The 13,576-nt window shown below is 68.7% G+C and carries 10 protein-coding genes; 3 read left to right on the top strand and 7 right to left on the bottom strand.

Features of this window, described 5'->3' with window-relative positions; genetic code table 11:
• Positions 1-456: 456 nt before the first annotated feature.
• Entirely contained in the window at positions 457-3,180 is a 2,724-nt protein-coding gene (locus ACQP2O_RS04030; protein ID WP_433179992.1) for a helix-turn-helix transcriptional regulator, read from the bottom strand.
• Between the two features lie 117 nt (positions 3,181-3,297).
• Positions 3,298-5,817 carry an aminodeoxychorismate synthase component I gene (gene pabB / locus ACQP2O_RS04025; RefSeq protein WP_433179990.1) on the bottom strand — a complete coding sequence of 840 codons (2,520 nt, stop codon included), beginning with the start codon at positions 5,815-5,817 and terminating at the stop codon, positions 3,298-3,300.
• Between the two features lie 225 nt (positions 5,818-6,042).
• Between pabB and ACQP2O_RS04020 the strand changes: the two genes are divergently transcribed.
• Positions 6,043-6,489, top strand: coding sequence for a hypothetical protein (locus ACQP2O_RS04020; RefSeq protein ID WP_433179988.1), 447 nt, complete (start codon positions 6,043-6,045; stop codon positions 6,487-6,489).
• On the opposite strand, the gene ACQP2O_RS04015 is transcribed toward ACQP2O_RS04020, so the two are convergent.
• The gene (locus ACQP2O_RS04015; protein WP_433179986.1) at positions 6,490-7,398 is read right to left on the bottom strand and encodes a helix-turn-helix domain-containing protein; all 909 of its coding nucleotides are present in this window, start codon (positions 7,396-7,398) and stop codon (positions 6,490-6,492) included.
• A gap of 137 nt (positions 7,399-7,535) precedes the next feature.
• On the opposite strand from ACQP2O_RS04015, the gene ACQP2O_RS04010 reads away from it, so the two are divergent.
• On the top strand, positions 7,536-8,381 hold the full coding sequence (locus ACQP2O_RS04010; protein WP_433179984.1) for an SAM-dependent methyltransferase: 846 nt from the start codon (positions 7,536-7,538) through the stop codon (positions 8,379-8,381).
• A gap of 11 nt (positions 8,382-8,392) precedes the next feature.
• On the opposite strand, the gene ACQP2O_RS04005 is transcribed toward ACQP2O_RS04010, so the two are convergent.
• Positions 8,393-9,208 carry an SAM-dependent methyltransferase gene (locus tag ACQP2O_RS04005; protein WP_433179982.1) on the bottom strand — a complete coding sequence of 272 codons (816 nt, stop codon included), beginning with the start codon at positions 9,206-9,208 and terminating at the stop codon, positions 8,393-8,395.
• 306 nt (positions 9,209-9,514) lie between these two features.
• On the opposite strand from ACQP2O_RS04005, the gene ACQP2O_RS04000 reads away from it, so the two are divergent.
• Positions 9,515-10,147 carry an NYN domain-containing protein gene (locus ACQP2O_RS04000; RefSeq protein ID WP_433179980.1) on the top strand — a complete coding sequence of 211 codons (633 nt, stop codon included), beginning with the start codon at positions 9,515-9,517 and terminating at the stop codon, positions 10,145-10,147.
• Between the two features lie 466 nt (positions 10,148-10,613).
• Here ACQP2O_RS04000 and ACQP2O_RS03995 read toward each other — a convergent pair whose 3' ends face one another.
• The 3 genes from ACQP2O_RS03995 to ACQP2O_RS03985 form a co-directional block, all read right to left on the bottom strand.
• The gene (locus tag ACQP2O_RS03995) at positions 10,614-11,438 is read right to left on the bottom strand and encodes an NAD(P)H-binding protein (RefSeq protein ID WP_433179978.1); all 825 of its coding nucleotides are present in this window, start codon (positions 11,436-11,438) and stop codon (positions 10,614-10,616) included.
• 602 nt (positions 11,439-12,040) lie between these two features.
• On the bottom strand, positions 12,041-13,162 hold the full coding sequence (locus ACQP2O_RS03990; protein ID WP_433179976.1) for a hypothetical protein: 1,122 nt from the start codon (positions 13,160-13,162) through the stop codon (positions 12,041-12,043).
• Between the two features lie 29 nt (positions 13,163-13,191).
• Complete coding sequence (locus tag ACQP2O_RS03985; RefSeq protein WP_433179974.1) at positions 13,192-13,560, bottom strand: hypothetical protein; 369 nt, start codon at positions 13,558-13,560, stop codon at positions 13,192-13,194.
• Positions 13,561-13,576 lie beyond the last annotated feature (16 nt).

The raw sequence follows: 13,576 nt of genomic DNA, 5'->3' as shown, positions 1-13,576 counted from the left end.
GGCCCGTCGTTTTCGCCCTGACGGCGTCCGCGACGGTCGTCGCCGGCGTATCCCTGGCCACGACGGTTCCCCGAACGCGCGTCAGGGGCGTCCCGATCGTACGGGGCGCCCCTGACGTGTGCCGGGAAGCCCGGCGATCTTTCGTCCGACTTGTTCCGAGGGCACGAGTTGGGGACCCCGCCCTCGGATTTGCGCTTGCGAGGACGACGTTAGCGACGGTGGTGCCGGGAGTTCCTGAGTACCGGCGACTCATCCTCCGGCGGGCCGACGCGCGCCGATTGAGTCGCCGAGACCGCGCGAATGAGCAGACGGACGCCGGGCGGGGCGGTGACCTCGCCGGAAGAATGACCCGACGCCTCGCCGTAAACGTTAGTGATCCTCACTAAGCCGCGCTTGAGCCGCAGGACCTAATTCCGGCTGGGACTCCGGGTCCCCCGCCTAAGTGCGGGGCGCGCGTCAGCCGAGTGCGCTCAGGTCCAGTTCGCTCAGCTCGCTGCGCGAGCCGACGCCGAGCTTGGGGAACGCCCGGTACAGGTGGTTGCCGACCGTGCGCGGGCTCAGGAACAGCTGGGCGCCGATCTCCCGGTTCGACAGGCCCGCCGCCGCCAGCCGTACGACCTGGCTCTCCTGTGGGCTGAGCAGGCCGGCCGGGCCGGGGGTCGCGGAGACGGCGTCCTCGCCGGAGGCGCGAAGCTCGGCGCGGGCGCGCTCGACCCACGGCGCGGCACCGAGGTGGTCGAACATCTCGAAGGCCGCGCGGAGGTGTTCGCGTGCCTCGGCGCGGCGCCGCTTCCGGCGGAGCCACTCCCCGTAGAGGAGTTCGGCGCGGGCGTGCTGGAAGGGCTGGTCGGGGATCACCTCATGCGCGTAGAGGCGCACCGCCTCCGCGTAGTACCGCTCGGCCTCGTCGTCCGGGGCGAGGAGTGCCCGGCACCGGGCCACCACCGCCGCGGACCACGGTCGCCCGATCGCGGTGGCCCAGCGGTCGAGCCGGTACATCGGTTCCTCGGCGAGATCCGGCCGTCCGGCGCGGGCCGCCGCCTCGATCACCTCGGGGGCGGCGTACAGCGCGACGGTCTGGTGCCGGCGGCCTCCGTTCCAGATCAGGGCGAGCCGTTCGAGGGCCGGCGACGTGCGGCGGCGGCCGAGGTGCAGCAGGCCCGACGCCCATGACGCCATCACCCGGCCGGCCTCGCCCGCCCCGTCGGCGCCCCGGACCAGCCGGTCGCAGAGCTCGTCGTCGCCCTTGATCGCCGCCAGCCAGGCCACGACGCCGCCGAGGTACTCGACACGGTGGGCCTGCCCGGTGTCGCGCGCGACGTCCAGCGCCTCGGCGGCGGCCGAGGCGGCCTCGTCGAGGCGGCTGCGCAACATGTGGGACTGGGCGAGCAGTGCGAGCGCCTGCGGCAGTACTCCTATCAGGCCGTGTTCGCGGCAGTGGGTGACGGCCGCGGCCGCCAGTTCGGCGGCGGTCACCTCGTCGCCCGCCATGAGGCTCAGGGACACGGCGAGCAGGCGCTGGTCCATGTTGTCGTCGGGCGCCGCGCGCAGGGACGCGACCGCGTCCCGGACCGGGCCGAGGTCGTCGACGACCTCGTCCGCCAGCACGGCCGCCACCGTGCTCATGCCGCGCGCGACCGTGTCCTCGCCGACCTCCCGTAGGCCGTCGACGACGGCCTGGGCGAGTTCGGCGTCGCCGGCGAACGACGCGTTCCGGCCGGCCTGATGCAGCATGTGGGCGGCGCCCGTCGCGTCGAAGGCCGCGAGCCGCCGGGCACCCTCGACCATGATGCGCCCGGCGCAGCCCAGAGACCCCCGCTCGAATTCGACCGAGGCGCGAACGCGGTCGATGCGTGCGCGGGGCCTCGGGTCGTCGGCGAACGGCAGGGCCTGGTCGGCCAGGGCCGTCGCCCGGCCGAACTGCCCGGCCTGGACCGCGAGTTCCGCGGCGGCGGACAGCCGGCAGGCCGCGAGGCGAGGGTCCGAGGTGAGTTCAGCGGCGCGTTCGTACGCCGCGGACGCCACTGCCGCGCCCTGGCGCTTCTGCGCCCGGCGGGCGACGCTCTCCAGTTCGTCGGCGACCTGGTCGTCCGGCCTGGTCGCGGCGGCGGCCAGATGCCACGCCCGCCGGTCGGCGTCCTCGGCCCGCTCCAGGACGGCGGCGATCGCCCGGTGCGCGGCGACCCGCCGGGCGTACGGCGCGCACTGGTAGGCGGCCGCCCGGATCAGCGGGTGCCGGAAGGCCACCGCCGTCGCCGACACGTGGAGCAGGCCGGCCCGCTCCACCGCCTCGAGGTCGGCGGGGGTGGCGCCGAGCCGCTCGGCCGCGCCCAGCACCACCGCGACGTCTCCGGTGTCGTCCGCGGCGGCGACGAGCAGCATGTCCCGCGCCGCCTCGGGGAAGCCGTTGATCTGCCGCTGGAACGCCTCCTCCACCCGGCTCGACGGGGGCGCCCCGTCGACCGCGACGGCGAGGGGTCCCAGCCGGCCGGATCGCTGGTCGGGGGTGAGCATGTTCGGCAGTTCGATGAGCGCGAGCGGGTTGCCGGCCGCCTCCTGGAGAAGGCGCTGACGGACCTGCGGGCCCAGGTCCCCGGCGTATTGGGCGAGCAGGTCCTCGGCCGCCTGCGGGGTGAGCCGGCCGAGCCGCAGCTCCGGAATGTCGGCGCCGGTCAGCGCGGGCGCGTCGTCCCGTACGGCGAAGATCATCGCGACGGCGTCGGCCTCCAGACGCCGTGCGGCGAACGTCAGAGCGTCGGTCGAGGCACCGTCGAGCCACTGCGCGTCGTCGATCAGGCAGAGGACGGGACGGTCCTCACCGAGGTCGGACAGCAGGGTCAGCACCGCGAAGCCGATGAGGAACCGGTCGCGGATCGACGCCTCGCCGAGCCCGAACGCGCTGCGCAGCGCCTCGGCCTGCGTGGGAGGCAGCCGGTCGACACGGTCGAGCACGGGCCGCAGGAGGAGCTGCAGGGCGGCGAACGGGAGCTCGCTCTCCGACTCGACCGCGCGTACCTGGAGCACCCGCATCCGGGTCGCCTCGGCGGCGGCCTGCGTCAACAGGACCGACTTGCCGATGCCCGCCGCGCCGCGCAGGACCAGCGCCCCGCTTCGGCCGGATCGGGCCGAGTCCAAGAGTCGCGAGATCTCCCGCTGCTCGCCCGAACGTCCGTACAGCATCGACCTCTCCCGGCAGTGGCGCGCCCATGGACTCAAAGGTCACGGCCGTTGCTGTGATCTTAACGATCAGTCATAGGAAATGGTGCGATTTCGCCTCATACAGCTGATCTCGATGACTCAATCGGAACCTACGGCGATACTCAAGCCGAGTGCGGCGGCCATCGCCCGCGACTTCACCAGCGTCTCTTCGAACTCCGCAGCGGGGTCGGACGCCGCGACGATCGCACCGCCCACTCCGAAACCGACCGCCTCGGGCGTGATCACGATCGTACGGATGACCATGCCCAGGTCCGCGGCGCCGTTGAGGGAGAACCAGCCGAGCACCCCCGAGTACACGCCGCGCGGCCCCTCCTCCAGCCGATCGATGATCTCCATGGTGCGCAGCTTCGGCGCCCCGGTCATCGACCCGCCCGGGAACGCCGCCCGTACGCAGTCCACCGCCGAGACCCCCGGCCGCAACGTGCCCCGGACGGTCGACACCAGATGGTGCACCGGAGCGTACGACTCGACCGCGAACAGGCGCGGGACGTGGACCGAGCCGACCTCGCAGACGGTGCCCAGGTCGTTGCGCACCAGGTCGACGATCATCAGGTTCTCCGCCCGGTCCTTCGCGCTGTCGCGCAGTTCGCGGCGGAGCTCTGCGTCCTCCTCCGGCGTCGTGCCGCGCGGCCGCGTGCCCTTGATCGGTTTGGACTCGACCACCCGGTCGGCCCCGACGGTCAGGAAGCGTTCCGGGGAGGCGCTGAGCACCGCGACGCCCGGGAAGTCCAGCAGTGCGCCGTACGGCACGGGGCTGATCCGGCGCAGGAACCCGTACGTTCGCAGCGGATCGACGGTCACCCGCGTGACGGCCATGTTGGTCAGGCAGATCTCGTACGACTCGCCATCGCGGATCTCCTGGTGGCACTCGGCGATCCGCTTGAGGTACGCCTCCTCACCGTGCCGCAGCGCGTACGGCACGGCCGGCGCGTGACCCGGCAGGGTCGGCACTCGCCCCGGCGCGGGCACTTGGTCCGGCGCGGGCGACACGCGATCGGCTGGAGACGGTGCAACGTCAGCGGCGGACGACAGGCGATCGGCTGGGGGCGGCACGACCTCAGCTGCGAACGGCAGGCGATCAGCTGGGGGTGACACGAGGTCAGGTGCGGGCGGCCGGCGTACGCCTCCGGCGGGCAGGCGGCGGATCCGGGCCTCGGTGGCGTCGAGCCATGCGGCGGCCCGCGGGTCGTCGTCGCCCTCGCCGAGGCATAGCAGGAAGCAGGAGTCCTCCACGTGGTCGATCACGACGGCGCGGTCGGCGAAGAGCAGGGCGGCGTCGGGCGTCGGAGCCTCGTACACGGCAGCGGCACCGGTCTCGGCCTTCAGTTCGTAGCCGAGGTAGCCGACGTAGCCGAGGGCGAAGTCGAACGGCAGGCGCTCGTCCGGAGGCAGGGCGCGCTCCCGGAGCCGGGCGTCGAGGTAGTCGAGGAACGGCCCGGGGGCGAGCTCGACGGGCCGATCCGCGCGGTGCACGCGTACGGTGCGCTCACGCGTCCGGTACGTGACGAACTCCGCGAGCGGCCCGGTGCCGTCGCCCATGATCGAGAAGCGGGACCCGACGTCGGCTCCGGCCGCACCGTCCAGCCAGAAACTCCACGGACGGCCGGCGAACAGCTCGCGGTAGGCGGTCTCCGGATCAGGCGCCCGGTCGAGCCGCCGCACCTCGAGCCGGTACGGCGAAGCGGACGGAGGCGCGGCGGCGTCTCTCGAAACCGCCGCCTCAGGCCGAGGAACGGCGGCGTCCCTCGGAACGGACTCGGACCTGGACTCGGCGGCATCCACCGGAACCGATTCCGGCCTCGGCGCGGCGGCATCCACCGGAACCGGCTCGGACCTGGAGACGGCGGCATCCGCCGCAACCGATTCCGGCCTCGGCGCGGCGGCATCCATCAGACCCGGCTCCGGCCGGGGCACGGCAGCGTCCGCCGGTACGGACTCGGACCTGGATGGGGCATCCGCCGGAGCCGACTCCGGCCGGGGCGTGGCGAGGATCGCCGGGACCGGCCGGGAACCCGGCCCGGGCCGGGAAGGGTCACTGAGGTCGCGGAAGTTGGCGAGCAGTTCGCGGCCGTACTCGGTGCCGATCGACTCGGGATGGAACTGCACGCCCCACAGCGGCCGCGTCCGGTGGCGTACCCCCATGAGCACGCCGTCGGCCGTCCAGGCGACGGGCTCGAACTCCTCCGGCAGCGAGGTCACGGCCAGCGAGTGGTACCGCACGGCCGTGAACGGCGAGGGGATCCCGGTGAACACGTCCCGCCCGGTGTGGTGGATCGCGGACGGCCGGCCGTGCACGGGCTCCGGAGCGTGCTCGACCGTGCCGCCGAGCAGCTCGCACATCCCCTGATGGCCGAGGCACACGCCGAGGAGGGGCAGGTCCCACTCACGGATCGCGCGGGCGCACACCCCGAAGTCCCGCTCGCGGTCCGGACGTCCGGGGCCGGGCGAGATGACGACATTGTCGAAGTCGCGCGGGTCCAGCGTCGCCCAGTCGACATCGTTGTGCACGACCACCGGCGGCCGTCCGTTCGCCTCGGCCAGCAGGTGGAAGAGGTTAAAGGTGAAGGAGTCGAAATTATCGATCAGCAGTGTTCGCATCGAGACTCCGGAACCCCCGTTCAGTCGCATGGTATGTCGGGCGGCACCGTGGTCACCGGCGGACCACCGGCCAGCGCCTGCGTCCAGGCCGTCATCTCCCCTGTAAGCGGTTAGGACCGACGCCCCATCTCACCACCCCGTGAATGGGCTCTGAGCCTCTATCTCCGCCGATGATGCGCTGCGAGGATGCGCGATCAGTCGAGCAATTCGCCGAGTGAAAGGCCGATGATGCCGTACCTCAAGTCCGCCGCCGTGGCGATCGCCGTCGGTGCCGCCACCGTGGCCCTGTCCGCTACCTCCGCCTCGGCGGCCGTTCCGACCCAGTCCGTCGGCACGACGGCGGTGGGAGATTGGAACTGGGGCCCGTTCCACCCCGCCCCCTTCAAGAAGAGCACGGCGAGGAACGTCTACACCGTTACCAAGCCGGGCACTCTCCAGGTCGTCATGATCGCCCGGACCGGCAGCGGGAGCATCGGGATCAGGCTGGTCACCTGCAAGAGCAAGGTGGGCCTGACCAAGTGGGTGACGCTGAAGACGAAGAACCACCGGTACACCTTGAACCAGCCGCACAAGCTGGCGAAGGGCACCTGCTTCAAGGTCCAGTCCGGCCGCTCATGGGTCGACTCCGTCACCGGCTACGTCCGCGGCAACGTGAAGTGGAAGTCGACCTGATCAGGTCTCGCGGAGGATCCGCTGGAGCATCTTGACGCTCGCGTTCGGCGGCTCGGCCTCGATGACGACGCGGTTCAGGACGTGCCAGTAGTGGTCGACGTCCGTGGTCTTCGTGGCGTAGACGGCGTTGGTGAGCTGCTCGAGGTAGACGACGTCGTGGATGTCGTCCTCGGGGAAGCGCAGCAGCGTGATCGGGCCGCCGGCCGCGGCGTGGCCGCCCGCGCTGAACGGCATGACCTCGATCGTCACGTTGGGCAGCTCGGCGATCTCGAGGAGGTGCTGGAGCTGGGCCCGCATGGTCGCTGCGCCGCCGATGGGGCGGCGCAGCGCCGCCTCGTCGATGACGGCCCAGAGTTTGGGCGGGTTGGGCCGGTCGAGCAGGAGCCGCTGCCGCTTCATCCGTAGCGCGACGCGACGGTCGATGGTGGCCTCGGAGTAGTCGCCGTGGGCGAGGCGGACGACGGCCCGGGCGTAGTCGGGCGTCTGCAGCAGACCGGGAACGAACTGCACCTCGTAGGTGCGGATGACGCTGGCGGCCTGCTCCAGCCCGAGATAGTCCTCGAACCAGCGGGGGACGACGTCGGCGTACTCCCGCCACCACGGCGACGCGGTGGCCAGTTCGGCGAGAGTCAGCAGGGTCGCGCGCTCGGCCTCGTCCTCCACGCCGTAGAGGGTGAGCAGTTCGGCGACGTCGCGCTGCTTGAAACCCCGCCGTCCCAGCTCCAGGCGGCTGATCTTGGAGTGCGACGCGTGGATCGCCGCTCCGGCGCTCTGACAGGTGAGACCCTGAGCCTCGCGCAGCCGGCGCAGCTGGGCGCCGACGAGCATCCGCAGCACCGTGGGACCGGCCTGGCGGTAGGCCAGCAGAGCGCTGTCGGCCACGCCACCGCCGAGGGGGACAGTGACCATGCCGTCCTCTCCGCTCCACAGTCGTCACCGACACTGATCGCGTTCGAAGCCTCTCACGATAGCCTCGGCCGTGCGAACCGGATTGGTCGGTTTGCCCCACGGCATCCTCCCCGCGGCATCGAGGAAAGGTTTTCCCCGTGACCGACGAAGCGCCCGCATCGCAGCCCCCCGGAACCACCCCGTCGCCGCCCGACCGGCAGGCCCCTCCCGAGATCGACACGACCGTGCCGCACTCGGCCCGGATCTGGAACTACTGGCTCGGCGGGAAGGACAACTATCCCGTCGACCGCCAGGCCGGCGATGAGTTCCGGGAGGTCTTCCCGGGCATCGTCGACGCCGCCCGCGCCGTCCGGCACTTCCTCGCCCGCGCGGTCCGTCACCTGGCGGGGGAGGTCGGGATCCGGCAGTTCCTCGACATCGGCACGGGCCTGCCGACGGTGGACAACACCCACGAGATCGCCCAGCGGGTGGCCCCCGAGACACGGATCGTCTACGTCGACAACGACCCCCTCGTACTGGCGCACGCCCGCGCCCTGCTCACCAGCACGTCGGAGGGCGCCACCGACTACATCGACGCGGACGTGCGCGACCCCGACCGCATCCTGGAAGCCGCCGCCGCGACGCTGGACTTCGACCGTCCCGTGGGACTGATGCTGCTCGGCATCATGGGCCACATCGACGACCCGGAGGACCCGCACGGGATCGCACGGCGGCTCTTGGACGCCCTGCCGTCCGGCAGCTACCTGGTGCTCAACGACGGGACGAACACCGACCCGAAGCGCCGGGAGGCGCACCAGCGTTACAACAGCGGCGGCGCGATCCCGTACCACCTCCGCTCGCCAGAGGAGATCACCCGCTTCTTCGACGGCCTGGAACTCCTGGAGCCCGGCGTGGTGCCGGTGTCCCAGTGGCGTCCCGAGCACAGTCCGTTCGGCCTTCCGCCGCGGGTCGAGACGCTCGGCGGCATGGGCCACAAGCCCTGAGCGGAGGGCGGTCAGGGCTTCCGGCCGACACCGCCGTACACCGGCACCTCCTCGACCGGCACCGGCGACGTCGTCTCCGCCCGCCACAGCGGGCACGACACCACCCCCGGCTCGACGAGTTCGAGACCGTCGAGGAACCCGGCGATCCGCTCCGGACTGCGAAGGTTGTACGGGACCGCGCCGCCCGCGGCGTACTGACGGGTGGCCTCGACGTACGCCTCGTCCGTGTCGGTCCCGTCCCGGACCGCGAGGAGGCTGCCGGACGGAAGAGGGTCGAGCAGCCGCCGTACGATCGACCGGGCCTCGTCATAGTCCGCCACGTGGGCGAGGACGCCCATCAGGACGACCGCGACGGGCCGGTCGAAGTCGAGCGTCCGGGCCGCGGCCTTGAGGATCTCCTCCGGTTCGTGCACGTCGGCGTGGACGAACTCGGCCGTGCCCTCGGACGCTCCGGCGAGCAGCGCCCGGGCGTGCGCGAACACCAGCGGGTCGTTGTCCACGTACACGACCCGCGTCTCAGGCGCCACCCGCTGCGCCACCTCATGGGTGTTGTCGACGGTGGGCAGGCCCGAGCCGATGTCGAGGATCTGCCGGACCCCCTCCTCTGCGACAAGGTGACGGACGACCCGGCCGAGGAACTGCCGACTGACCCGCGCCAGGTCGACGATCTGCGGGAACAGCTCCCGGACCCGGTCCCCGGCCGCCCGGTCCACCGGATAATTGTCCTTCCCGCCCAGCCAGTACCCGAAGATCCTGGCCGAGTGCGGCACCGTCGTGTCGATCTCGGGCACCGGGGACTCGGCCGCCGGGGGCCGTTCATCGGACATCGTCACTCCTCCGCCGGTCGGGTCGACGCCGCCAACGTAACCCCGCCGTCGCAGCTCTGAGAGTGATTCGGCCACAGGTGGCCCGGAGCCACTCGCAACCGCGCGCGGCCGACTCAGCGACTCATCCGGCGGCGCGGACCACCACGATCCGCACCGCCAATCCCGAGACGCAGAGATTTGCCCGATTGAGCGACAGATCCGAATATGTTTCCGGTTTGGGGGCTTTGCCGCCGCCCGCGAGCCGACTCACCTTGACCATCCCGAACACAGGTGCGAATTAACGCTCGGTGACGATACCATCACCGCATGTTAGTCAACGTCTACGTCGACGGGTTCAATCTTTACTACGGCTGCCTCAAAGGGACGCCGTACAAGTGGCTCGACCTTGATGCCCTTTCCCGACGACTCCTTCCGGATGACCGGATACATCGCATTCGTTACTTCACCGCGCGGATCTCACCCCGGCCGGACGACCCCCAATGTCACCAGCGGCAGCAGTACTACCTGCGCGCGCTCGCCACCATCCCGCACCTGGAGGTACACCTCGGGCGGTTCCAGCAGACGACCACGCGGATGCGCCTCGCGCACCCTCCCGCGCACGGCCCACGAACGGTGGAAGTGATAAAGACGGAAGAAAAGGGTTCAGACGTCAATCTCGCCACTCATCTTCTCGCGGATGCGTTCCGCAGCGACTTCGAAACCGCCGTAATCATTACAAACGACGCAGACCTCGCGGAGCCGATCCGCATGGTTCGCCATGAACTTGACCTCAGAATCGGCATCGCGAATCCACATCCGCCACACAGACGCAGTGGCGCCCTCTTTCAGGTCACGCCGACGTTCTTCCGTCAAATCCGCCCGAGCACTCTTCGCGACTGCCAATTCCCCGACACCCTGTGGGATCGACAAGGCCGGATGCAACGCCCGACAAAGTGGTGAAAAAGACAAGGCCCCATCCATGAGGACGGGGCCTGACCCACTCGCCTAGGCAAGTGGGGCGATGGGTCCTATTGAAGCGCATCGGACGGTACTCGTCAACTCACCCTTCGTGACCAGCGCAAGAGCGGCCGGAGACCCTACGGCCCGGCCGCCCTCAAGCGGCCAAGCCCAAGCAGCCGCAACCTCCACCAGGTCGTCCGGCACCGCCGGTTCGTCGACGGCCGACACACCCTGGACGCCAACGCCTGGCGCGCCGCCGACTGGGAGTACCGCGCCCTCGGCCGCAGCTGATCGTCCGCCCTCCTCGCCCCCGCGCCGAATTGGGAAGAGGCGGTTACCCGGACGAGAAGCCGCGGCGATGTGAGGCGGCGGACGCGGGCCCGCAACCCCCGACAACGTTCATCCCTGGAGGCGAAGACGGGCGGCCAGCGGTTCCGCCTCGTCGACGAGGCGATCGGAAGAGGGCTCAGCGGAAGGCGTCGGCGTGTTCGACGGCCCAGTTGCGGAACGTTCGCGCCGGTGCTCCAGTGATCTCCTCGACGGTGGAGGTGACCACGGCAGGCTGGTCGTCAGACGCGCTCAGCAGGGCGTCCACGAGCGCGGGAGGCCAGCCGTCGGCCAGCATCCGCGCCCGCGCCGCTTCGGCCGGAGTCTTCTCGAAGCGCAGCGTACGGCCGATCGCCTCGCCGATCACCTGAACGCGCTCAGCCGTGGTCAGCGCCTCCGGCCCGGTCAGGATGTGCTTCGCGCCGACGTGCCCGTCTTCGGTCAGCGCACGGGCCGCCGCAGCGGCGATGTCGGCCTCATGGATGATCGCCTTGGCGCCGGCGAAGGGATAGCGGACGACGTCTCCGGCGCGAACCTGCTCGGCCCAGCCGAGGGCGTTGGCGGCGAATGTGCCCGCTCGCAGAAAGGTCCACTCCAGCCCGCTCGTCTCGATGAGCCGCTCCATGTTCGCATGGAACTGATTGATCAGGTCGGCTTGCCGCTCTGCGTCGTCGTCCACCCCGAGGGAGGACAGGTAGACGACGTGGCGCGCGTGCCGCCCGATCGCCTCGAGCACGCCGGGCGCCTGCTCGGTCGTGAGGAACGGCCAGACGAGGAACACCGACTCGGCACCTTTGAGCGCCGTCTCCAGGCTGTCCGGATCAGCCAGATCCCCCGCGATGGCCTCGGGGAGGACCGCCGCTTCGGGATCACGGGTGAGAGCACGGACCGGGACACCCGCCGCCGACAGGCGAGTGACGAGGTGCCGACCGACATTGCCGGTCGCTCCAGTGACCAGGATCATGAGATTTCCCCCAAGCGCGGATCGCGTGCCGTCATGGAGGACCGTATGACCTCAACAAGAGTTGAGGTCAACGTCGCGCACCACCTTGCCGAGCCGTACGAGATGCCAGCAACGGTTCATCCCTTCCCGGCAGGCGAAGTGGTCCGCTTATTCCTGTCCGCCTACCCGGACATTCTGGACGGCAAAGGTAGCACCATGTGTCGTGCGTCCAGTTACCCCTCGCCTCGCGCCACCCCAGAACGTTTAATCCTTACCCTCGGATATCCGCTCTCTGATCTTCGCTAGAATAATGTTCCCCTTGATTACGATCTCTTGCCGCTTACTCTCCGGAGATCGCTCATAGTGCGAACAGAAGACCTGGAATGCCTTCGTGAAATTCGGGCCGTATGCCTCCGATAGCGCGGCCTCACGAAATCCAGAACGTCCGCTCAGCACATTTTGCGCCATCTCCCGTAGTGCACTGTGCGCAGGACTGGCGGCAATGCTCCGAAGACTCGATCTCACAAGTGCGGCGCGTGCCGGGTCTCCGCCCGCCACGTCCATCAACTCTGCCCACAGCGCGTCGTTCTTTCCAGATGGCACACAAGCTCCGTTCTAGATCATTATTTCATGGGAGGCTTATATCCGGACTTAGGAAGCGGATGTTTGGCGAAGTCAGCGGTCTTCGAAGAGGCCGTTTGTGCAAACCCCACGAAGCTGTTTCCGACCTGAGTTGCCTTCTCGGGAATCATCTTTGCGCGCTCCCACATCTCCCAGATGCGCGCCGCCTCGACACCGGATATGATGCCAGCTATAGCAGGTCCCGCTCCGGTTTCTACCGTTACCGTGCCGCCCGCCGCCGCAGCCGACGCGATCAGGGCTGCGTCGATCATTCCCTTGATTATCCCGGCGGCCGTCTCTTGGAGCCGGCAGATTCCCATGGCCGTGACCTTGTATCTCTCGCCGAGCTTGGATAGCACCTCTTGCTGTTCGCTGACCGCATCGCTCAATCCATCGAAGTAATCCCATGCCGAGTCAGCAGTGTTGCCCAGCCATAGGCTGTGGAGTTCGTTAGCGCCATGTACCGTATTGATGGAGGTCACTCCCATCATTTTCCCGACATTTTCCAGGGCGCCTCCGCACTCATAACACTTCTTCCAATCACCATCAAACCACTCCAGGAACCACTCGATCGGGTCGTGATGGATGATGAGTTCTATCACCTTGCACGCCGCATTCGATGGGCTAAGATAGTCGAAGACGCCGCCAGGATTATTAACAAACTTCTCGAACGGCCCGAGTTCCGTAGTATCGGGCTCCGCGAGGGCGGCGAGCGCATTGCTCGTATCCACAAAATTGTGGGTTGCAAGCGGATTGCCGGTCAGATCCTCATAGTGGGACATAGTGAGGTCTTTCTCCGACAATGCGTGATGCTTCACCGGATATGTCGCATCAATCTTGGCAGCGGTGGCATGTTCTGTCGTCCGGTAATAGTTTGCCGCATGCTTCAGACCGCCGTTGGATTCGTTGGCAATCTCTTCAAGATGTCCAAGCATCTTGTTCACCGCACTGATGGCGCCGTCGTGTGAGCGGGAAACAATAGACCAAATGCGCCCAGACGCGCCACCGAAGTCTGCACCGTGTTCGTCAACATACGATTGCGCTTTTTTCGCAGCGACCCCGACACGTGAGACCAAGGCGCCATAGTGCTCGAGATCAGCCGGCCGTACGGAAAGAGTGGACATCCAAATACCCCTACTCCAACTCTCATGTCTCAGGTGTACACGGACGCGAACACCGCGATCAGCAGATATGCCGCCACGACCAGGCAGAACGCGACCAGACACAGACGGTTCTTGCGCTGCTCGTCTCTGGCTCCGCTTATTGACATCACCGCGAGAACGTCGCCACCAATCATCAGGCCAATAATGGCGACCAACAATCCCCAAGCGGGGAGCTTGTGGATCGAAAGATCGGGCGATGCACCACTCGTAAAAGTCACGACGCCGGGCACCAGGAACAACGCGGTGAAGAAGAAAACCGCGAAAGCGACCTGCCTCCGCAGATCCTGCTTGCTCCTCTTCTGAAGCTGATTTATCTTTACGCCGAAGCCCGGCGGCAGTGACTTCTTCTGCCTTCCCATCTCCCACCTTCCACCG

The sequence above is a fragment of the Actinoallomurus sp. CA-150999 genome (assembly GCF_050942425.1).
In the GTDB taxonomy this organism is placed as follows: domain Bacteria; phylum Actinomycetota; class Actinomycetes; order Streptosporangiales; family Streptosporangiaceae; genus Actinoallomurus.
The sequence above is the reverse complement of the archived record's forward strand: the minus strand, read 5'-3'. Positions and strand labels throughout refer to the sequence as shown.